Source organism: Duffyella gerundensis (assembly GCF_001517405.1).
GTDB classification, from domain to species: domain Bacteria; phylum Pseudomonadota; class Gammaproteobacteria; order Enterobacterales; family Enterobacteriaceae; genus Duffyella; species Duffyella gerundensis.
Genome location: NZ_LN907827.1, coordinates 3,622,300 through 3,644,914, shown reverse-complemented (window position 1 = coordinate 3,644,914; position 22,615 = coordinate 3,622,300). Strand labels below are relative to the sequence as shown.

The 22,615-nt window shown below is 56.0% G+C and carries 15 protein-coding genes; 9 read left to right on the top strand and 6 right to left on the bottom strand.

The annotated features are described in order from the left end of the window. The 5 genes from bcsB to EM595_RS16630 all read left to right on the top strand — a co-directional run bounded on the left by bcsB (nucleotide 1) and on the right by EM595_RS16630 (nucleotide 11,126). On the top strand, nucleotides 1-2,262 hold the full coding sequence (gene bcsB / locus EM595_RS16650; protein ID WP_067434699.1) for a cellulose biosynthesis cyclic di-GMP-binding regulatory protein BcsB: 2,262 nt from the start codon (nucleotides 1-3) through the stop codon (nucleotides 2,260-2,262). Further along, complete coding sequence (gene bcsC, locus EM595_RS16645) at nucleotides 2,255-5,728, top strand: cellulose synthase complex outer membrane protein BcsC (RefSeq protein WP_067434696.1); 3,474 nt, start codon at nucleotides 2,255-2,257, stop codon at nucleotides 5,726-5,728. The genes bcsB and bcsC overlap by 8 nt, the downstream gene beginning before the upstream one ends. A gap of 144 nt (nucleotides 5,729-5,872) precedes the next feature. Then, nucleotides 5,873-7,879, top strand: a complete 2,007-nt coding sequence (hmsP, locus tag EM595_RS16640) for a biofilm formation regulator HmsP (protein WP_173645383.1) — start codon at nucleotides 5,873-5,875, stop codon at nucleotides 7,877-7,879. Nucleotides 7,880-8,119: 240 nt separating this feature from the next. Then, a complete protein-coding gene (locus EM595_RS16635; RefSeq protein ID WP_067434690.1) occupies nucleotides 8,120-9,406 on the top strand; it encodes a dicarboxylate/amino acid:cation symporter in 1,287 nt (428 codons plus the stop codon). A 226-nt stretch (nucleotides 9,407-9,632) separates the two neighbouring features. After that, complete coding sequence (locus EM595_RS16630; RefSeq protein WP_067434685.1) at nucleotides 9,633-11,126, top strand: M16 family metallopeptidase; 1,494 nt, start codon at nucleotides 9,633-9,635, stop codon at nucleotides 11,124-11,126. Nucleotides 11,127-11,158: 32 nt separating this feature from the next. Here EM595_RS16630 and EM595_RS16625 read toward each other — a convergent pair whose 3' ends face one another. The 3 genes from EM595_RS16625 to EM595_RS21170 all read right to left on the bottom strand — a co-directional run bounded on the left by EM595_RS16625 (nucleotide 11,159) and on the right by EM595_RS21170 (nucleotide 13,706). Beyond that, complete coding sequence (locus EM595_RS16625) at nucleotides 11,159-12,028, bottom strand: alpha/beta hydrolase (protein WP_067434683.1); 870 nt, start codon at nucleotides 12,026-12,028, stop codon at nucleotides 11,159-11,161. Nucleotides 12,029-12,495: 467 nt separating this feature from the next. After that, a complete protein-coding gene (gene kdgK, locus EM595_RS16620; protein ID WP_067434680.1) occupies nucleotides 12,496-13,428 on the bottom strand; it encodes a 2-dehydro-3-deoxygluconokinase in 933 nt (310 codons plus the stop codon). A gap of 77 nt (nucleotides 13,429-13,505) precedes the next feature. After that, entirely contained in the window at nucleotides 13,506-13,706 is a 201-nt protein-coding gene (locus EM595_RS21170) for a hypothetical protein (protein WP_157883900.1), read from the bottom strand. On the opposite strand from EM595_RS21170, the gene pdeH reads away from it, so the two are divergent. Next, the gene (gene pdeH, locus EM595_RS16615; protein ID WP_067434677.1) at nucleotides 13,686-14,453 is read left to right on the top strand and encodes a cyclic-guanylate-specific phosphodiesterase; all 768 of its coding nucleotides are present in this window, start codon (nucleotides 13,686-13,688) and stop codon (nucleotides 14,451-14,453) included. The two genes, EM595_RS21170 and pdeH, sit on opposite strands and share 21 nt — an antisense overlap. A 61-nt stretch (nucleotides 14,454-14,514) precedes the next feature. Then, nucleotides 14,515-16,551 (top strand): AsmA family protein, encoded by a 2,037-nt coding sequence (locus tag EM595_RS16610; RefSeq protein ID WP_067434675.1) that lies wholly within the window; start codon nucleotides 14,515-14,517, stop codon nucleotides 16,549-16,551. Between the two features lies 1 nt (nucleotide 16,552). On the opposite strand, the gene ppiC is transcribed toward EM595_RS16610, so the two are convergent. Continuing rightward, nucleotides 16,553-16,834: a peptidylprolyl isomerase PpiC gene (ppiC, locus tag EM595_RS16605; protein ID WP_067434671.1), complete on the bottom strand. Its 282-nt coding sequence runs from the start codon at nucleotides 16,832-16,834 to the stop codon at nucleotides 16,553-16,555. A 105-nt stretch (nucleotides 16,835-16,939) separates the two neighbouring features. Here ppiC and rep point away from each other — a divergent pair, with 105 nt between their 5' ends. Continuing rightward, nucleotides 16,940-18,964, top strand: a complete 2,025-nt coding sequence (gene rep / locus EM595_RS16600; RefSeq protein WP_067435586.1) for a DNA helicase Rep — start codon at nucleotides 16,940-16,942, stop codon at nucleotides 18,962-18,964. Nucleotides 18,965-19,066: 102 nt separating this feature from the next. Here rep and gppA read toward each other — a convergent pair whose 3' ends face one another. Together gppA and rhlB are read right to left on the bottom strand one after the other, a co-directional pair. After that, on the bottom strand, nucleotides 19,067-20,551 hold the full coding sequence (gene gppA / locus EM595_RS16595; RefSeq protein WP_067434667.1) for a guanosine-5'-triphosphate,3'-diphosphate diphosphatase: 1,485 nt from the start codon (nucleotides 20,549-20,551) through the stop codon (nucleotides 19,067-19,069). A 6-nt stretch (nucleotides 20,552-20,557) separates the two neighbouring features. After that, on the bottom strand, nucleotides 20,558-21,847 hold the full coding sequence (rhlB, locus tag EM595_RS16590; protein WP_067434664.1) for an ATP-dependent RNA helicase RhlB: 1,290 nt from the start codon (nucleotides 21,845-21,847) through the stop codon (nucleotides 20,558-20,560). Nucleotides 21,848-21,979: 132 nt separating this feature from the next. On the opposite strand from rhlB, the gene trxA reads away from it, so the two are divergent. Next, nucleotides 21,980-22,309: a thioredoxin TrxA gene (gene trxA / locus EM595_RS16585; protein ID WP_067434661.1), complete on the top strand. Its 330-nt coding sequence runs from the start codon at nucleotides 21,980-21,982 to the stop codon at nucleotides 22,307-22,309. Nucleotides 22,310-22,615: the final 306 nt, after the last annotated feature.

Here is a 22,615-nt window from a genome sequence, read left to right as displayed (position 1 = left end):
ATGAATAAACGATTAAGCGCAGTGTTAGCCGTGATGTTAGGCATGACCAACCCGCTGTGGGCCGCGCCGCAAAGCACGTTGCCGACAGCCGATCTCGCGGATAGCGGAACGGCACCGGTGCACGATGTTGTGCGCGCTTTTACGCAGATTGCACCACCACCTGGCAGCATGACGCTTAGCGGCACGCGTCCGGATGGACAGATTGAGTTCGGCGTGCGCAGTGATGAACTGGTTACGCAGGCACGGCTAACGCTACATTACCGGCCTTCACCCGCGCTGACGCCCACGCTGTCCCAGCTGAAGATCTACCTTAACGATGAGCTGGTTAATCTGGTTACCGTGACCCCTGACCAGTCTGGCCAGGAAAATACGCTGGATCTTGAGCTTGATCCGCGCTTCATCAGTGACTTTAACCGTCTGCGTTTCGAGCTAGTAGGGCATTACACCTCTGTCTGTGAAAACCCGGCCAACAGCACCATCTGGCTCGATATCAGTAAGGCGAGCCAGCTTCATCTGACGCTGCAAAAACTGGCGCTGAAAAACGATCTTTCGCATTTCCCTGAGCCCTTTCTTGACCCGCGTGATACGCAAAAGTTGAGCCTGCCAATGGTGTTTGCCAGTCAACCCGCTATCGGTCAGCAGCGCGCTGCTGCCGTGCTTGCCTCCTGGTTTGGTGTAAAGGCACAGTGGCGCGGTCAGTCATTCCCGGTGCTGTATAACCAGTTGCCGGCCGGGCAGCATGCCATTGTCTTTGCCACTAACGCACAGCGGCCCGATTTTCTGCGCGATCTGCCGTCGGTGGATAAACCCACCGTGCGTATGGTGAGCCAGCCGGGCAATCCCTGGCAAAAAATGTTGCTGATTCTGGGACGTGATGACAATGACCTGAGCACCGCCGTAGCGGGCCTGGTTCAGGGTAACCTGCTGCTGCGTGGCGACAGTGCCATCATTGAAAGCGTAGACCTGCTGGCACCCCGCCAGGCTTATGACGCCCCTAACTGGGTGCATACCGATCGTCCCACTACCTTTGCTGAGCTGACGCAGTATGAAAACCAGTTGCAGTCAGAGGGCATGCAACCTGCGCCTGTTACGCTGACGCTAAACCTGCCGCCGGATCTGTTTCTGGTTCGCGCACGCGGTATCACGATGGACGTTGGCTGGCGTTACACCTCGCCGCTGCAAAATGAAGGCTCGCGGCTTGCCGTCCACCTGAATAACCAGTTTATGCAGGATTATCCGCTGAGTGCGAAAACGGATGACAGCAAGCAACTGCTGCATATCCCACTGATTCAGGGCTTGCAGGACAGTAATCGACAACTGACGATTCCGGCGCTGCGGCTGGGTGCAGTAAACCAGCTGCGCTTTAATTTCGACTATGCCAATACTTTTAGCGGCGGTACCGCCGATGGTCACTGCCAGACCGTCACGCCAGTCACGAATCACGTGGTGATCGATCCCAATTCCACTATCGATTTTTCCGGTTACCGTCACTACATCGAAATGCCATCGCTGCGCTCTTTTGCCAACGCGGGCTTCCCGTTTAGCCGCTTTGCGGATTTATCACAGACGCAAATATTGGTCAGCGCTAAACCCTCGCCTGAGCAGATGAGCACGCTGTTGACCGTGATGGGCAATACCGGCGCTCAGACGGGCTATCCGGCGCTGCGCGTTGAACTCACCGATGATGGCAGCAAGGTAAAAAATAGCGCTCATGACTTGCTGGTTATTGGTACGCTGCCACCGGGCCTGCGCGACGACCGCCAGATTAACGTGCTAATTGATGCAACCCGTACGGCGTTGAATACGCCTAAACGTCAGTCGTTGCTTGATGATGTCAGTGTCTCTGCGGACGAGCGTAGCGTCGGTGGTCATACCGTGATTTCAGCGCAGGGCCCAATGGCCGCGGTAATCGGCTTTCAGTCACCTTTTGATGCGCAGCGAAGCGTGGTAGCACTGATGGCAGATAGCCCACAGGCCTGGCAAATGCTGGATAATGCGCTGCAGGATCCCGGTAAGCGCAACGCAATTTATGGTTCCGCCTCCATCATTCGTGAATCGGGCGTAAACAGCTTGCGCGTTGGCGATACCTGGTATGTCGGTTATCTGCCCTGGTGGGAGCGGGTATGGCATGCGCTGGCGACCCATCCGCTGCTGCTGGGCGCGTTTGCCGTGCTGGTGGTGGTGATTTTTGCTCTGCTGATGTGGCGAGTGATGCGTATGGTAACGCGTCGCCGACTTGGCGAAGACGATCACGATGACTAAGTGCGTGATTAACTGGTCCGGTGCGGCACTGGGGGCGCTGTTTTTTGCGCCGTTACCGCTGGCGCTGGCAGCACCATCAAGCGTGGCACCGGTTGATTTTCTGCTGGAACAGGTGCTGGCCGGTGAAGCGACCAATAAATATGATCTGGTACAGCAGTCACTCTATCGACTCGAGAAGATCGATCCGGACAATCCCCAGGTCATTGCGGCCCGGTTGCGCATGGCATTGCGTCAGGGCGATCGCGCTACAGCCGAAACGCTGTTAACCGCGTTGCGGCGTGTGGCACCCGATTCTGCTGCAATGCGCGAGGCACAAGCGGGCATGCTGCTGAGCTCGCCGGAAGGCAGGCAAAAATTGCAGGAGGCACGGCTTCTGGCAACGTCTGGTCGTCTGGTTGAAGCGCGTGCCGCCTGGGATGCACTGTTCCATGGAACTTTTCCTGACGTCAATGTGGCGCTGGAATATTGGCGGCTGGTGCTGCGCCTTCCCGGGCAGGAAACGCGAGCCCTAACGGAACTGGAGGCGCTGGATCGGCGTTATCCCGGCAACGTTGGCGTCAGACTGCAGATTGCGCGCGCCCAGTTTGCCCAAAATAATGCCGTCGGGGCGCAGGAAAAAATCCGTCAGCTGGCAGGCAATGCGGCTGGACGAAACGCGGCAGCCGAGCTCTGGTTGCAAAACATCCAGGCACAGCCAGTCACGGCGGAGAGCATCACGGCACTGAAACAGTACCTGGACCTCTTTACCACCGGCGATGCGCAAAAGCAGGGGCAGGCAGAACTGGCGAAACGGCAGCAGCAGCTGGCCGACCCCGCTTTTCAGCAGCGTTCACGGGCACTGGCGCTGGTTGAACGAGGCGGCAATGCCATTCCGGCACTGGAAGCCGCACTGCGATCCAATCCTGACGATGCTGATTTGCTGGGTGCGATGGGTCAGGCACAGGCGCGCAACAATCAGCGAGCCGTTGCCATTCGTTGGCTGGAAAAGGCGATAGCCGCTGGGCCAGACAGCACGCAAATTGGTAAGTGGCAGTCATTGGTACAGACCAACCGCTACTGGCTGGCGATTGAAAACGGCGATAAGGCGTTGGCTGCAGGCGATGTGAATGGGGCGCAGACGTATTATCAGCAGGCACAATTGCTGGATAAGAGCGACAGCTATGCCCTGATTGGCCTGGGCGACGTGGCCGCTACGCGCCAGCAAAATGATGCGGCGGAGCAGGCCTGGAAGCGGGCGTTACGGCTGGATGCCACCAATACCACCGCCATACGTCGCCTGGTCGCCTATTATCAACAACAGTCACCGCAGCGTGCGCTGGCATTCATCAATCAATTACCTCCCGATCAGCAGCGGGCGCTGGCAGGTAACCTGACCACATTGCGCAGTGAGATTGTCCGCGCAGAGGCGGACGCGCTGGCAGAGCGGGGCGCCTGGCCGCAAGCGGTAGAGAAATATCGGCAGGCGCAACAGGACGCGCCCGATGATGTCTGGCTTAACTATCGGCTGGCTGGCGCGTTACGCCAGAGCGGCCAACCGCAGCAAGCTGACGAACAGATAGCCAACATGTCCCGGCAACGACTTGGCGATGCCACGCAGGTGTATGCCAGTGCGCTCTGGTTCTCCGGTAGCGGCAGAACCGCTGCCGCGCTGGCAACACTCAACAGCCTGCCGCAGGTGGCCTGGAACCAGGATATACGCGATCTGGCGACGCGGCTGCAACAGGATCAGATTTATCAACATGCCGACGCGCTGCGCAACAGTGGACGTGAGCCACAGGCTGAAGCGCTGCTGCGCCAGTTACCTTCCTCACCACGCCGCGATTTAACGCTGGCCGATTGGGCACTGGAGCGGGGTGATGCCGCCCGGGCGCTGGCAAGTTATCAACAGGTGCTCGATCGCGATACCACAAACAGTGATGCACAGCTGGGCCGCATTGAGGCGCTGATCGCATTGAACCAGCAGGATAAGGCGCGACGTGCGCTGCAGGGCCTGCCACCCGTCCCGGTGGAGCCGGATCTGAACCGCGAGCGGCGCATTGCCAACGCCTGGCAGCGCGTCGGCGAACCTGACCGCGCCGCGGCGCACTTTACGCAGGGCAAGATGCTGGCGCAGCGGCAACCACCTTCACAAAGCAGCGCGTTGTTGTTCCGTGACGCGGCGAGATTTGCCGCTCAGCAGCAACAGCCGCAACAGGCGCTGGCGGATTATCGTCAGGCGATGGTAGCCAGCGGTATCACCACCGAAGAGCCGAAAGATAACGTCCATTTTACGCAGCTGATGCGTACCACCGAAGGTGATGACTGGCTAAAGCGCAGTATTCGCCGGGATGCGGCTGACCGCTATCAGCAACAGCAAACAACGTTAACGCTGGCAGAAGATTATTCGCGCAACAAAGGCACGCCGGGAATTTCTGATTTCACGGCGCACACTACTATGTTGCAGGCGGAAACGCCGTTGGCAGCGGGCAACGCTTTTGTCCGTTTTGATCACGTTGCCGTGTCCGCAGGGACGTTTGCTGGCAGCCACAGTGAGAATTTTGGTAGCTGTGCAGATGCCAATAGCGGTGGCTGCGACCGCGATTTTAATCAGCAGGCCGAAGGCGTCGCGCTGGGCGCGGGCTGGAATAACGATCGATGGTCAGCTGATATTGGCACCACGCCGCTGGGTTTTCAGGTTGTTAACTGGGTTGGCGGAGCCAGCTGGCAAACCGATGCCGGACCGTTCGGCCTGACTTTTGGTGCCTCACGTCGACCCATTTCAAGCTCGCTGCTCGCCTATGCTGGCGCGCGCGATCCCAGTGCCAACGGTGGCAAAACCTGGGGCGGCGTGGTAGCGAGCGGCGGGAATATCAGCATCAGTTACGATCGTGGCGAAGCCAACGGCGTGTGGGCCGATCTCAGCGCCCATCAACTCAGCGGCGAAAACGTAACAGACAACAGCCGGCAGCGGTTAATGGGAGGTTATTACTATAAGTGGATCAATGAGGATAACCGTCGCGCCACGATTGGCCTGAACAGTATGCTGTGGCATTACCAGAAGGATCTCAGCGACTACGCTTTTGGTCAGGGTGGTTATTACAGCCCGCAGCAATATTTTTCGCTTTCGTTACCGCTAAGCTGGCGTCAACGTACCACAAACTGGTCGGTAGACATTGGCGGTGCACTGAGTTGGTCGCGATCGCACAGCGCCAGCCAGACACGCTATCCGGTTAATCCTGGTTTTACGCCCGCAAGCAATCCTGCATCCACTGCCAGTTCCAGCAGCGGATTTGGCTACACATTACAGGCTGCGATTGAACGTCGACTAACCGCGCACTGGACGCTGGGCGCCAGCGTCGATATTCAACAGGCAAAAGATTATACGCCGAGCCACGGCTTGCTTTATGTCCGTTACACTCTGGCCGGGTGGGAAGGCGATCTGAATATTCCTCCGCAGCCGCTGACGCCGTACGCCAATTTTAAGTAGCGTTGAAACGGGAAAATTCGCCGATCGTCATCGGAAAACCCTTAAAGCCTTTTTGTCGTGCCATTAACCTTGCTTAAAAAAAGGGTGCCTTAGGATATACTCTGGGCGGCCGTTACGTTCCGGATAGCGGGCCGGGAGAGAATTTTGCGCGTTAGTCGATCACTTACGATTAAGCAGATGGCCACGATTTCAGCGGTTGCTGTGGTGACCATCTGTATATTTATCGTGGTACAGCTTTTCCATTTTGTGCAGCAGCGCAGGGTTGACTATGCCCAGCAGATGGAGAATATCGCGCATACCGTGCGTCAGCCGCTGTCAGAAGCGGTGCTGCGGGCCGATATTCCGCAGGCGGAGCGCATTCTTAACTCGCTGAAACCTGCCGGGATTTTAACCCGCGCTGATGTGGTATTACCCAACGCGTTTCAGGCGCTGCATACCGATTTTGAGGCTGAGCGACCGGTTCCGCGGCTGATTGCCCGGCTGTTTGAACTGCCGGTGCAGATCACCGTGCCGCTCTATTCAGTGGAGCGAACGGCGCTGCCTAAGCCGCTGGCTTATCTGGTGCTGCAAGCCGATTCCTGGCGCGTCTACCAGTTTATTCTCAGTACCATCTCCACCATGCTGACCACCTATTTGCTGCTGGCGCTGGTGCTGTCGGTGGCGATCAGCTGGTGCATAAACCGCCTGATCGTACATCCGCTGCGTAATATTGCTCACGAGCTGCAGGATCTGCCGCCGCAGTCTATTTTGACCCACAAGCTGTCGCTGCAAAGTCGGCATCGCGACGATGAATTTGGCATGCTGGTGCGCAGCTACAACCGCAACATGCAGGTGCTGGAGTCGGTGCATGATGAAATGAGCCGCCTGACCACGCACTTCACGCTGACCGACCTGCCGAACCGCACGTTATTCATCGCGCTGCTGGAACAGTTTATTAATCATCCGGGGCGCAAATCGCCGTTCACCGTGATGGTGATTCGCATTGAAACCCTGCTGGATGGCAATGGCGTGCTGACCGATACGCAGCGCGACACGTTGATCCTGACGCTGGTGGAAAAAATACGCAGCGTGATCGACTATCGCATGGTGCTGGGGCAGCTCGGTACCAGCGATTTCGTGCTGCTGGCCAAACGGGCCAATAACCCTTTCCGCGCGATTCGCCTGGCGCGCAACCTGATGATCCGCCTGAATCAACCGGTAAACCTGCAACAAATTCAGCTGCGCCCGCACGTCAGTATCGGCATGAGCCTGGGCGAAACGGATACGCTGCTCGATGCCGTTGAAATCCTTAACCGCGCGAACTCTGCCATGATGTCGGCGCGGCATCAGGGCAAAAACCAGATTCTGTTTTTCGATCCCGCCCTGACTGAACGCGCGCAGAAGCGCCTGACTCAGGAGCATGACATTTTGCAGGGGTTGCAGGAGGAGCAGTTTGCCATCTATCTGCAGCCGCAGGTCAATATGCAGAGCGGCGAGATGGTCGGCGCAGAAGCGCTGTTGCGCATGCGTCAGCCCGACGGCAGCTGGGGATTAACCGAAGAATTTATCGTCAGCGCCGAAGAGATCGGCGTGATCGATGCCATCGGTCGTTGGGTGTTTGAAGAAGCGTGTCGTTTACTGGCGGGCTGGCAAAAACGCGGCATTATGTTGCCGCTGAGCGTGAATATCTCGGCCAACCAGCTGCGCGATCCGACGATGGTGACGCACCTGCAGGATCTCATTCAGCGACACCGCATTGCGCCAGGCAGCTTTGTGCTGGAGATTACCGAAACGGCGAACATTGGCGATACCGAGCAGGCAAAGGCGCTGCTGCGTCAGTTGCAAGCGGTGGGCGTGGCCGTGGCGCTGGACGATTTTGGCATGGGTTATGCCAACCTTAACTACCTGCACCAGTTCAAATCCTTGCCGATCAGCAAGCTAAAGATGGATCGCAGCTTTGTGTCTGCTTTGCCCGATGATGACACCATGGTCAAAATTGTGGCGGCCATCGCGGAGATTATTGAGCTGGATGTAGTGGCGGAAGGGGTAGAAACCGCCGAGCAGCGCGACTGGCTACTGTCGCGTGGCATCACCATTGCTCAGGGCTATTTCTATGCGGAACCGCTGCCGCTGGATAAATTTGAACCCTGGCTGCAACACCGGAAATTCTGAGCAGTATCACTCACGTAATTGTCCCACAAGTTATTAATTTCATCGCTGAAGCGTTTCAGTTCATAGTTGTTAACTATGCCAATGTCAGGCTGTGTCAGGATATATCAATTCTGTTATCGGGGTGTTATTTTCGCGCTGTCGTAGAAAACTGCGGTTCGCCGATGCTTATCGGGCAAAACAGCCGCAGGAATAATTACAGTGACGCCTGTCGCCTTCCATGCCGTTAACGGAATCGCTTTTATGAAAACTTCTCTGTTCAAAAGCCTTTATTTTCAAGTTTTGACAGCCATCGCCGCGGGCGTGCTGCTCGGCCATTTCTATCCGGAACTGGGCGCGCAGATGAAACCGCTGGGCGACGCCTTCGTTAAACTGATTAAAATGATTATTGCACCGGTGATTTTCTGTACCGTGGTCACCGGCATTGCCGGCATGGAAAGCATGAAGGCCGTAGGCCGTACCGGCGCCGTGGCGCTGCTCTATTTCGAAATTGTCAGCACCATTGCGCTGATTATCGGTTTGGTCGTCGTGAACGTGATTCAGCCAGGCGCGGGTATGAACGTCGATCCCGCCACGCTGGATGCCAAAGCGGTGGCGGTCTATGCACAGCAGGCCGAGCAGCAGGGCATTATTCCGTTCCTGCTGGATATCATTCCCGGCAGCGTCATCGGCGCATTTGCCAGCGGCAACATTCTGCAGGTGCTGCTGTTTGCCATTCTGTTTGGTTTCGCCCTGCATCGCCTTGGCGATCGCGGCACGCTGATTTTTAACTTCATCGATAACTTCTCGAAGGTGATTTTCGGCATCATCAACATGATCATGCGTCTGGCACCGATTGGCGCGTTTGGGGCCATGGCCTTTACCATCGGTAAATATGGCGTCGGTTCGCTGGTGCAACTGGGTCAGTTGATCGTCTGCTTCTATATTACCTGCGTGCTGTTTGTGGTGGTGGTGTTGGGGCTGATTGCCCGTGTGGTCGGCTTCAATATCTTCAAGTTTATCGCCTATATCAAAGAAGAACTGCTGATTGTACTGGGCACCTCCTCTTCGGAATCGGCGCTGCCGCGCATGCTGGATAAGATGGAAAAGCTCGGCTGTAAAAAATCGGTGGTGGGCCTGGTGATTCCAACCGGCTACTCCTTTAACCTTGATGGCACCTCGATTTACCTGACCATGGCAGCGGTATTTATTGCGCAGGCCACCAACGCGCACATGGATATTTTCCATCAGATTACACTGCTGGTGGTGCTGTTACTCTCTTCCAAAGGCGCGGCGGGCGTCACCGGTAGCGGCTTCATCGTGCTGGCGGCAACCCTGTCGGCGGTAGGTCATCTGCCGGTCGCGGGCCTGGCGCTGATTCTCGGCATTGACCGCTTTATGTCTGAAGCGCGTGCTTTGACCAACCTGGTCGGTAACGGCGTTGCCACACTGGTGGTGGCGAAGTGGGTAGGCCAGCTGGATGAGAAGCAGATGACGGAGACGCTGGCAGCGGGAAAAAAGGCAAAAAAGCTGTCTGAGACCCCGCTTTAATCATAAAATCCGCGCTTTTCACCGTTAAATGCCCGCAGCCGCTTGCCCTCGCTGCGGGCATTTGCATATGATCCCCCCTGTTTTTTAAGATTTTTCACTCCACTGCGCGACATCTGCTTTTTTACGCGGTCTAAGAACCTGTTCTTCCGACGTCGTGGCTTCTGGCATTGAAGCGGGCCGCAAGACGGGGTGATGATTTTTGGTTTGGGACTGAGTAGGGGTTCACATGCAGGGCACCAGAATAAGATTACTCGTTGGTGGCGTCATTCTGGCTGCGGCCAGCAGCATAGTGCAGGCTGAAACACTGCAGCCCGATCCCGCCTGGCAGCAGGGAAAGCTGGATAACGGTTTTAACTGGCAGTTGCTGACTACGCCGCAACGCCCAAGCGATCGCATTGAGCTGCGTCTGCTGGTGAATACCGGTTCGCTGGTAGAAAGTGCCCAGCAGACCGGTTACAGCCACTTACTGCCGCGCCTGGCGATGGTGCATAACGCCACGCTTGATCCGGCTCAGCAGCGCGCATTATGGCAGCAGGGAATTAATCCCGATCATCCACTGCCACCGGCCATCGTGTCGTACGACTTTACGCAATACAATATCAGCCTGCCTTACAATCGCCCTGAGCTGCTGAAATCAGCGCTTAACTGGCTGGCCGCGACCGCAGGCAAAATGAGCATTACCGATCAGGTGGTGAACACCGCAATCAGCGCGGACGACAGCGTTGCTACCTGGCCGCCGAATACGCAGAGCGCATGGTGGCGCTACCGGCTGAAAGGGTCGGCGCTGCTGGCGCACGATCCTGCCGAGCAGCCGCGCGCACCGATTGATAGCAACCAGCTGAACAGCTTTTACAAACAGTGGTACACGCCGGATGCGATGACGCTGTTTGTCGTCGGCAACGTTGACAGTCGCACGCTTGCCGAGCAGATCAACAAGGCCTTCTCGACGCTGGAGGGCAAACGCCAGACGCCTGCACCGATTGCGACGCTGGCGCCTCTGCCGCAGCAGCCGATCAACCTGGTCAGCGGCAATGCGAAGCAGGATCGATTGTCGCTGGTGTGGGATACACCGTGGCAGCCGATACGCGATTCGCAGAACCTCAACCGCTACTGGCAGAGCGATCTGGCCCGTGAAGCGCTGTTCTGGCATCTGCAGAAAGTGTTGAGCGAAAACAAAGCGCAAGGCGTGCAGGTGGGCTTCGATTGCCGGGTGATTTACCAGCATGCGCAGTGCGGCATTAACATGGACAGCGATAACGCCACGCTGGAGGCGAATATGCATCTGGTGGCTCGCGAACTGGCAACTATTCGCGATCAGGGTCTGTCACAGCAGGAGTTTGATGCGCTGATGGCGCAGAAAACCGCCGAACTGGGCAAACTGTTTACCACCTATGCGCGCACCAATACCGATGTGCTGATGAGCCAGCGTCTGCGCTCGCAGCAAAATGCGGTGGTGGATATCGCGCCGGAACAGTATCAGAAGTTGCGTCAGCAGTTTCTCAGCTCGCTGACGCTGCCTATGCTGAATCAGGAACTGCGCCAGCAGTTGACGCAGTCGTTGACCATGATGCTGATGCAGCCGGAAGGCGAAGCGGAAACCAACGTCAAACGGCTGTTCGACAGCTGGGAAAAGGTGATGACACCGCCCGCTGCAGTCAGCGCGCCGGTTGATGAAACCCAGCCGGAAGCGTCAGATATTCCCGTACAGCCGCAGTCATAACTCCCGATCGGGCTCACTCTTGAGCCCGATGCTTATTTCGCCCGCAGCCACTCGGTCACCAGCATCGGCCAGCTTGCAAGTGGCAGGTCAGCCACACCGCGAATGCCAAAGCCGTGACCGCCTTTCTGATAGAAATGCAGCTCTGCCGGCACGTTGTGCTCGCGCAGCGCGCTGAAGAACACCATGCTGTTGTTAACGGGCACCGAATCATCATCCGCTGAGTGAATTAACAGCGTTGGCGGCGTCTGTGCATGAACGCGGGTTTCCATAGAATAGGCGTCGATGCTTTTCTGATCGGGCCACGCGCCGAGCAGTCGGGTACGGGCGCCTTCATGCGCCAGGCCGTCGCGCATGCTGATCAACGGATAGACCAGCACCATCGCGTCAGGACGCGGCGACTGACTGTCGATCTGGTCCTGCACCGGATAAAGCTTCTCGGCGAAGCGCGTTCCCAGACTGGCGGCCAGATGGCCGCCCGCTGAAAAACCCATCATGACAATGTACTTACCGTTCAGCCCACGCTGCGCCCGGTCTCTCAACAGGCGCACCGCACGCTGTGCATCGGCCAGTGGCGCATCTGCACCTTCATGATGGCCGTCGTAAGGCAGCCGATAAGTCATGACCGCCAGCGTATAGCCCATGGCGGTGAAAAAGGTCGCCAGCGCGCTGCCTTCGCGGTCGATCATGACGCGCTGATAGCCACCGCCTGGCGCCACCAGCAGGGTGATTCCGTTGGACTCTTCCGGGAACCAGAAGGCGAGTTCCGGGCAGCGCACGCCGCTGGCGGCACGATCGAAAGGCTCATACTCTTTCGCTAAATCGACAATTTGCGGCTGAGCGCGTGAATCGCTGGCACCCGGCGCATCGCCGTTTGGCCAAATATTAATGATTTCAGTTATCATGACAGGCTGTCCGTTATTATTGTTTGCGGCAGCTGAAAAAATGTACGCTGCGAATAGATAAAAGATGGCGCTTTTTTATTCTTTCGTCCAGTAATTAACGGGACGAAATAAGGGTTTCAGAATATGCCTGGCTTTATCTTTTTATATTTAATCAGGACGTTATACTTAATTTTAAGAAAAAACCGCAAAGGCAATGCGTTAAGTAAATTGTTTTATTTTTAATGGGTTAAATTAAGGTGATGGGATTTTTAATGCCCTAAGTCAAATGTAAGCATTATTTTATCGACTTAACACAAATTGATGTCATTAAGGAAACTCGTCAGATAATTGACGTTAATTTTTCAGAAGTAGGAATAAATGTGAACCAGGCCAAAAAATATATTTCTGATTGCGTAGCACCAGTGCCGAAATAACCTGTTCAGCGTAAATAGCACAGCGGCCAGAACGACCGCTGTGTAGGTGAATAATTAGTGCGGCATGGCGCTGAGTGGAATGATCGCCCCGCGATGCTGGATCACCGTGCTGGCCGTGCGATGGCCCTGCGCTGCTGCCTGTTGGGCGTTGCCGCCGCACAGTCGCTGTGCCAGATAACCCGCGCTGAACGAATCGCCGGCTGCGGTGGTATCCACCACCTGCTCTTTTGCCAGTTTAATTGCCGCCACTTCCTGCAGCGGCGCGCCGTCGGTCGCCACCAGACAGGAGTCGGCGCCGCGTTTGATTACAATCTCGCTGACGCCCGCATCACGCGTACGCGCGATCACCGTTTCAACCGGCTGCTCGCCCCATAGCGCGTCTTCATCATCCAGCGTCAAAAAAGCGATATCGGTGCAGGCGAGCATGGCGCGATAGGCGTGCTGGCTCGCTTCGCGGCTTTGCCACAGGCGCGGACGATAATTGTTGTCGAAAATCACCTTGCCGCCGTTCGCGCGGCAGCGCTGAAGCAGCTGCATCAGCCTTTCACGGCTGTTGTCGTTGAGAATAGCCAGGCTGATGCCGCTAAGATAAAGATAATCGTAGTACGCCAGCTGCTCGCAGATCGCCTCTGCCCGCGGGCCATCAAGCCAGTAACGTGCCGCCGCATCGTTGCGCCAGTAATAGAAGGTGCGTTCGCCGTGCTGGTCCGTCTGGATGAAGTAGAGCCCGGGCATTTTGTTTTCGAGCCGCTGAATCAGATCGGTATGCACATTTTCCTGCTGCCAGGCGCTGATCATCTGCTCACTGAAGATATCGTCACCGAGTGCGGTAACGTAATCGACGCGCAGCGCCGATGCCGCGGTCAGGCGTGCAAGATAGACCGCGGTGTTCAGCGTATCGCCGCCAAATCCGCGCTTAAGATGTTCGCCCTTTTCGGAGAGTTCAATCATACATTCGCCGATAACGGCGATTTTCTTGTGTGTCATAACCTTCACCCGTGCGTTGATGTTTGCCTTCAGTTTCTGCGTTCAACTGGCGATCGTCAATTATTTAAAACGCTGTTTTAGTTATCTAAGGAGGCCAAAACGTCACGCTTGTTTAACCGGATTGAAATCATCACGGTGGATAAAATAAATAACGTGGCGAAATCAGCGCGCTGGATAAAGTTATCCCTGTGCTGGCCGATACTTGCCGAACGGGATGCCAGTTGAAGGCACTCTTCAATAACCAGGAACACCACCAGATGATGAAGGATTTCACTCATCGGCGACCTTGTTCACTTGACGCTCAACCGGTTGATACGCATCTTTTCTGGCAGCAGTGCCAGCGACACTATACGTTTCAACCAATCTATCGGGTCACCGGAAGATTAGTGGCAATTGAATTGCTTACCGCGGTGACGCATCCCTCCGCGCCGCAAACCAGGGTATCGCCGGAAGACTATTTTGCTGCCTTAACCGTCCCGCAGCGGCTTGATATCATTAAAGAACAGCTCGTTCAGCTGGCACAATGGCAGGATCACTTTATCCATGACGACCTGGTTGCTTCAGTCAATATCGACGGCCCCACCCTGTTGGCTATTCGCCATGAAGCAGAAATCCGTGCGCTGATTGCCCGCTTGCCCTGTGTACGTTTTGAGCTGGTTGAGCATTATGCGCTGCCGCAGGAAGAGATTGTGGCGCAGATGCCGGAACTGAATGCGCTGTGGCTGGATGATTTCGGTTCAGGGATGGCGAACTTTTCTGCCCTGACCGAACTGAAATATGATGTTATCAAGCTTTCACGCGAGCTTTTCCTGCTGCTGCGTAAAAGTGAAGAAGGACGTAATTTGTTCGCTATGCTGTTGGCATTAATAAATCGTTACTGTAACGGCGTGATTGTGGAAGGCGTGGAAACTGCCGAAGAGTGGGCAATGGTGCGTAATTCGCCGGCGTTCGCCGCGCAGGGCTACTATTTTTCGCGTCCACTGAGCTTTGAGCATCTAAAAGATCTTCCCCGACAGCTAGCGTAATGCCGAACTGCCGCGCCTCGACTATCTTTAAGGGAGATAGCACTGGCAAGGAGAATTGGCGATGTCACGCCCGGGAAAAATTATAAGCTGGATCGGCGGTATTGTAGCGTTATTGATTGTGGTCATTGTGGTGATTATCGCCACCTTTGACTGGAATCGCCTCAAACCCACCATTAATGAAAAAGTCTCTGCTGAGCTGCAGCGTCCTTTTGCTATTCGCGGCGACCTCGGTGTGGCCTGGGCACGCAACCGCGATGAGGCTGGCTGGCGCAGCTGGGTGCCGTGGCCGTATATCCATGCCGAAGATGTCATGCTGGGCAACCCGCCGGATATCGCCGATTTAACCATGGTGCACCTGGAGCGGGCCGACGCGACGCTGTCGCCGCTGGCTCTGCTGCACAAGCAAATCTATATTCCGTGGATCAGCCTGAAGCAGGCCGATGCGCGGCTGATTCAGACCGCCAATAAAAAGAACAACTGGACTTTCGAGCTGGCAGACGACGGCGATAACGCCACGCCGGCAACGCCTTCCAGCTGGTCATTTCAACTGGATAACGTGAAGTTCGATCGGGCCCATATCCTCTATCGTGACGCAGTGAATAAAGCCGATGTGCAGATTACCGTCGATCCGCTCGGCAAGCCGGTGCCTTATGGCCAACTGGCGGGCGGCGACGATCGGCAGAAAGGTGCCGCTGATTTTGTTTTCGGCTGGCAGGCGAAGGGCACGTACAACGACGAGCAGCTCACTGGCGAAGGTAAGCTGGGCGGCATGCTGTCGCTGCGCAGTAAAAACACGCCTTTCCCGTTGCAGGCTGATATTCGCAACGGCACCACGCGCGTCCGCCTGACCGGCAGCCTGCAGGATCCGATGAACCTTGGCGGCCTGGATTTGCGACTGCGTTTCTCGGGCGACACGCTGGCCAACCTTTACGGCCTGACCGGCGTGCTGTTGCCTGACACACCGCCTTATGAAACCGATGGTCGGTTACAGGCGCGTTTTCAGGAGAAAGGCGGCGCGCGTTATCGCTATCAGGATTTCAACGGCCATATTGGCGACAGCGATATTCACGGTACGGTGACCTATATTCAGAGCAAACCGCGCCCGCAGCTCACCGGTGAGCTGGAATCCCGACAGCTACGTATGGCCGATCTCGGTCCGCTGATTGGCGTCGATTCTGGTAAAGGCAGCGGTAAAAAAGCCGCGTCTAAAACGCAGCCTGCCGATCGCGTATTGCCGCACGACAAGTTTGATACCAAAAGCTGGGATACGATGGATGCTGATATCAAGTTCAGTGGTCGCCGTATCGAGCACAGCTCATCGCTGCCGTTAAGCGATCTGTATACCCATCTGACGCTGAAAAAAGGCGATCTGCTGCTCGATCCGCTGCGTTTCGGGATGGCGGGCGGCAACCTGAATGCCACACTGCGCCTGGAAGGCAGTCAGTCGCCGATGCGCGGTCGCATCGATATGCACGCGCGTAAACTGCAGCTGAAGCAGCTTTTCCCGGATGTGCAGGCGATGCAAAACAGCATGGGCCAACTGAATGGCGATGCCACCCTGACCGGCCGTGGCAACTCGGTGGCCGATCTGCTGGCGACCAGCGATGGCAATCTCAAACTGCTGATGAACAACGGCCTGATTAGCCGCGGTCTGATGGAAATCGTTGGCCTTAACGTCGGTAACTACGTGGTCGGCAAGCTGTTTGGTGACGACCAGGTGCGCATCAACTGCGCGGCGGCCAATCTCGACGTGCGTGACGGCGTGGCGGCTTCGCGACTGTTTGTGTTTGATACCGAAAACGCCATTATCAATATTACCGGCGATACCAATTTCGCCAGCGAGCGGCTGAACTTAACCATCAATCCTGAGAGCAAAGGCGCACGCGTAATCACGCTGCGCTCGCCGCTTTACGTGCGCGGCACCTTCAAAAATCCGGATGCGGGTGTGAAAGCGGGCCCGCTGCTGGCACGCGGTGCGGCAGCGGTGGCGCTTGGTGCCGTGGTGGGACCGGCTGCGGCCCTGCTGGCGCTGATCTCGCCGAGTGACAATGACGACAATCAGTGCGCCAACGTACTGCAGCAAATGAAACAGAAATGAGTTAGCTGCGGTAAAGCACTTTAATGATGTGGTAACCAAAGCTGGTTTTCACCGGCCCGACAGGTTGTAGCAGCGGGCAGGTGAACACCACTTTATCAAACGCCGGTACCATCTGCCCTTTGCGGAACTCACCCAAATCGCCGCCGTTGCGACCCGACGGACAGGTGGAATGTTTTTTCGCCAGCTGCTGAAAGTTGGCGCCCTTTTCCAGCTGCGCCAGCAGGGCCACTGCCTGTTTCTCTTCCTTTACCAGAATGTGCAGCGCTGATGCGGTTTTTGCCATGATGTGACCTTTTATCTGTGGGAGCTGCGGTTGCTGCCTGGCAGCAAGCCGCCGTATACTGCGCCATTATTTCTATTCCTGCGCCATTTCACGAGTTATTTTCTTATGCGTCTTAATCCCAGCCAACAACATGCGGTCGAATTTGTCACCGGGCCTTGCCTGGTGCTGGCGGGGGCCGGTTCCGGTAAAACGCGCGTGATCACCAACAAAATCGCCCATCTGATCCGCGAATGCGGCTATCAGGCGCGCCATATTGCCGCCGTCACCTTTACCAACAAAGCGTCGCGTGAAATGAAAGAGCGCGTGGCGCAAACGCTCGGACGCAAAGAAGCGCGCGGCCTGCTGATCTCCACCTTTCATACGCTGGGACTGGAGATCATCAAAAAGGAGTACGCCGCGCTGGGCATGAAATCGAACTTTTCCCTGTTCGACGATCAGGATCAGCTGGCGCTGTTAAAAGATTTAACCGAGCAGTGGCTGGAGGGTGATAAAAACCTGCTGCAGCTGCTGGTATCAACGATCTCCAACTGGAAAAACGATCTGATCGATCCGCCGCGGGCCGCCGCCGCCGCGCGATCGGAACGCGACCAGCTGTTTGCCCACTGCTACGGGCTTTACGATACGCACCTGAAATCCTGCAACGTACTTGATTTTGATGATCTTATTTTACTGCCGACGCTGCTGCTACAGCGCAACGAAACGGTGCGTGAACGCTGGCAGCAGCGCATTCGCTATCTGCTGGTGGATGAGTATCAGGACACCAACACCAGCCAGTATGAAATGGTTAAACTGCTGGTAGGCGCGCGGGCGCGTTTTACCGTTGTCGGCGATGACGATCAATCGATCTATTCATGGCGCGGCGCGCGGCCACAAAACCTTGTGCTGCTCAGCGAAGATTTTCCGGCGCTGCAGGTGATCAAGCTGGAGCAGAATTACCGTTCCACCGGACGTATCCTGAAATCGGCCAATATCCTGATTGCCAATAACCCGCACGTGTTCGAGAAACGGCTTTTTTCCGAGCTGGGATACGGCAGCGCGTTAAAAGTGTTAAGCGCCAATCATGAAGAACATGAGGCGGAGCGGGTCACCGGCGAACTGATTGCGCACCACTTCATTAATAAAACGCAGTACAAAGATTACGCCATTCTTTATCGCGGCAATCATCAGTCGCGGGTGTTTGAAAAGTTCCTGATGCAGAACCGCATTCCTTACCGTATTTCTGGCGGCACGTCATTTTTCTCGCGCCCTGAAATCAAGGATTTGCTCGCCTATCTGCGGGTGCTGACTAACCCCGATGATGACAGCGCTTTTTTGCGCATCGTTAATACGCCGCGTCGTGAGATCGGCCCGGCGACGCTGCAAAAGCTGGGCGAATGGGCGAATCAGCGTAATAAAAGCCTGCTGAACGCCAGCTTCGATATGGGCCTGGGACAGACGCTGACCGGGCGCGGCCTTGAGCATCTGCAGCGCTTTACCGGCTGGCTGCGCGAAGTGTCGCAGCTGGCGGAGCGCGAGCCGATCAACGCCGTGCGCGATCTGATTCGCGGCATCGATTATGAGAGCTGGCTGTTCGAGACCTCAACCAGCCCAAAAGCGGCTGAGATGCGCATGAAGAACGTCAATATGCTGTTTCAGTGGATGACCGAAATGCTGGAAGGCAGCGATATTGATGAGCCGATGTCGCTGACGCAGGTGGTCACGCGCTTTACGCTGCGCGACATGATGGAGCGCGGAGAAAGTAATGAAGAGCTGGATCAGGTGCAGCTGATGACGTTGCACGCCTCAAAAGGGCTGGAATTTCCCTACGTCTACCTGGTGGGTATGGAAGAGGGATTACTGCCGCACCAAAGCAGCATCGATGAAGATAACGTTGAGGAAGAGCGGCGGCTGGCCTACGTCGGCATTACGCGTGCGCAAAAGGAACTGACCTTCACGCTATGCCGCGAACGCCGTCAGTATGGCGAGCTGGTGCGTCCCGAGCCGAGTCGTTTTCTGTTGGAACTGCCGCAGGATGATGTGGAATGGGAAACCGAGCGTAAGGTGGTCAGCGCCGAAGAGCGCATGAAAACCGGTCAGAGCCGTGTTGCCGGGCTGCGTGCCATGCTGGAAAAATCGAAGAAAAGCGAATGAAATCCGCCTGTCGCGGCAGAAATGCGCTGTCGGCGCAGGAAGCTGGGCTAATCAGCAGTACGGCGCCTGCAACTGATGCTCGCGGCGGATAAAACCGGCTGGCTAATTAACCCTCAACGGCCAGTGCACGTAGGATTGGTAATCGCATTCCTGTTGCAGCAGCTCAGCCCGCAACGGATGCGCGTCCAGCCAGCCAGCGGGCAGCGTAACGCTTAACGCATCGTCGTCAGCCTGCAGGCGCACGTCAGGCAGCGTGTGATTACGACGACGGCTGGAGAACACGATGGCCAGGCGCAGCAGACGGCACATCCGCTCGGCCATGCGCGGCGGAACGGCATTCTGTTGGGTGAGCAGGGCAAGATCGATGTTCTGACTCTGGTTTTTCAACAGCGTCGCCAGTAAATTCTTCTGCGCTGGCGTAAAACCCGGCAGATCAAGATGGCGAACAAGGTAGGCGGCGTGCTGTGGCGCACGCCGGAAATCGACGCTGAGGCCAATCTCATGAATCAGGCAGGCACTTTCCAGCAGATCGCGACAGCGGCGATCGAGGTGCCATGAGTCATTTAACTGATCGCAAAACAGCACCGCCAGTTGACTGACCCGCTCAGCCTGTTCCACATCAATATTGAAACGGCGCTGCACGTTTTGTAGCGTTCGGCTGCGAACATCGCGATCGATCGGCAAATGCAGCATGCCGTAAACCAGACCTTCGCGTAGTGCGCCGCCGGCCAGCGTCATGCTTTCGATCTGCAGTTCCTGAAAAATGGCGATCAGGATAGAGAGCCCGCTGGGGAAAACCAGTGCGCGCTCAAGCGTCAGGCCTTCAATCTCCAGCTCCTCCAGTTTACCGCACTGAATGGCGCGCTGTTTGAGCTGTTGCAGCTTGTTCAGGGTGATGCGCTCATCCATGCCCTGTGCCACCATGATCTCCTGCAGCGCCTGCACCGTGCCCGATGCGCCGACACAGACATCCCAGTGATGGACGCGCAACCGTTCCGCTACCGGCGCGATGATCGCTCTGGCAGCCAGTTCGGCCTGCTCGAAGTTGTGCTTACCGAGATTACGGTTGCCAAAAAAGCGTTCGAGCCAGGTCACACAGCCCATCGACAGGCTGAACAGCGCGGTGGTTTTTGCCCCTTCGCCGGTAACCAGCTCGGTGCTGCCGCCACCAATATCCACCACCAGACGGCGATCGGAGCCGCCGGTGGTGTGCGCCACGCCTTGATAAATCAGGCGTGCTTCATCTTCACCGCTGATGACGTTGATGGTACAGCCGAGCAGCTGTTGCGCGTGATCGATAAACAGGGAGGCGTTTTTGGCCAGGCGTAACGTCGCGGTGGCGACTACCTGAATTTGATCGGCTGGAATGTCCTGAAGCTGCTCTGAAAAGAGCCGCAGGCATTGCCAGCCGCGTTCCATCGCTTCATGCGAAAGCTGGCTGTCGGCATCTAATCCTGCAGCCAGGCGCACTTTCCGTTTGATTCGGGCGACAGTCTGAATACTGCCTGCCACCTCGCGCACCACCAACATATGAAAACTGTTTGAACCGAGATCAATTGCTGCATACAGTGTCGATGCGCCTGGCATAGATGGCTAACCCGAACGTTTACGGTTGTTGTTACGTGGCGCACTGCCACGGCGATTGTTGTTTCCACCACGACGCGGTGCGCTACCAGTACGGCGCGCCAGGCGTTTGGCCGGTGGCAAATCCGTTAACAGCGCGTCGCTGTTGTACTTGCTGACCGGAATACCGTGGCCGATATACTCTTCAATGCCCGGCAGGTTCAGCGCGTACTCTTCACAGGCAAGACTGATTGAGTGACCGCTGGCGCCAGCACGGCCGGTACGGCCAATGCGGTGCACGTAATCTTCGCGATCGTCAGGCAGATCGTAGTTAAAGACGTGTGTTACCGCCGGAATGTGCAGGCCGCGTGCTGCCACGTCGGTTGCCACCAGAATATCGATGTCACCCTTGGTGAAATCATCCAGAATCCGCAGGCGTTTTTTCTGCGCCACGTCGCCGGTGAGCAGGCCGACACGGTGACCGTCGGCAGCCAGATGGCCCCAGACATCTTCACAACGGTGTTTGGTATTGGCAAACACAATGGCGCGATCGGGCCACTCTTCTTCGATCAGTGTCTGCAGCAGACGCATCTTCTCCTCGTTAGACGGATAGAAGAGCTCTTCTTTAATGCGATGGCCGGTTTTCTGGTCTGGTTCAACTTCAACCGACTCCACGTTATTCATGTGCTCAAACGCCAGCTCGCGTACGCGCCACGACAGCGTTGCTGAGAACAGCATGCTCAGACGCTGGGTAGCCGGCGGCATACGACGGAACATCCAGCGGATATCTTTAATAAAGCCGAGATCGAACATGCGATCGGCTTCATCCAGCACAACCACCTGAATCGCGCCGAGGTTGATATGGTTTTGCTTGGTGTAATCGATCAAACGACCGGTGGTACCAATAATGATATCGACGCCACTTTCCAGCACTTTCAGCTGTTTGTCGTAACCGTCGCCGCCGTAAGCGAGACCCAGTTTCAGGCCGGTGCTTTCAGCCAGTGGCTCAGCGTCTGCGTGAATTTGTACCGCCAGTTCGCGGGTCGGTGCCATAATTAAGGCACGGGGTTGATTCACCTGACGACCTTCAGGGGCCGGGTGAGTAAGCAGATGATGAAACGTTGACGTTAAAAACGCCATCGTTTTGCCGGTACCGGTTTGCGCCTGACCTGCTAAATCACGTCCGGAGAGCGTAAAAGGTAATGCTAACGCCTGAATAGGCGTGCAATTGTGAAACCCTTTCTTTTCAAGGGCTTCAACGACCTGAGGGTGCAGGGCGAAGTCGGAAAACTTCTTTTCGGTTAAGTGTGTTTTGCTCATAGTGTGGTAGAATATCAGCTTCCTGTTGCTTTACGAAAGCATATCCGCTGAAATAAAAGCGGAGAAATTAAGTTAACCTGATGCTGCTTAATGCTACATCATCAAGGTAAAGATAATCCTTTGGAGTAGAACATGAGCGATAAAATTGTTCATCTGACCGATGACAGCTTCGAAACCGATGTATTGAAAGCTGAAGGTTTAACACTGGTCGATTTCTGGGCTGAGTGGTGCGGTCCTTGCAAAATGATCGCCCCGATTCTTGACGAAATTGCCACTGAGTATGATGGTAAGCTGACCGTTGCTAAGCTGAATATCGATGAAAACCCGGGCACTGCGCCTAAATACGGTATTCGCGGTATTCCAACGCTGCTGCTGTTCAAAAACGGTGAAGTCGCCGCTACCAAAGTGGGCGCACTCTCCAAAGGTCAGCTGAAAGAGTTTCTGAACGCGAATCTGAGCTGATCCTCTGCCGGCGCTGGCGGTCAACGATTTTACGCTGACCGCTGGACGCCCGGCTTCAGCCATGCTATGTTGATTTAACTGCAATACGAACTTACCTGTAGTTTGATTCCAAGTTTTTCCCTTGTTGAATGATTTCCTTTCCAGTTTCCATCGTTCAGCAATCTGACGGTCAGCACCAAATTTCCGGCAACGCTTTTAAACCGTCTCCTCGTGTCAGATCGCTTTTCCTTAAATGATCGTCGAGCAGACAGAAAGTAACGCCATTAACAGGCATGGATCTTTTGCCATACCACTTACGACAATCAC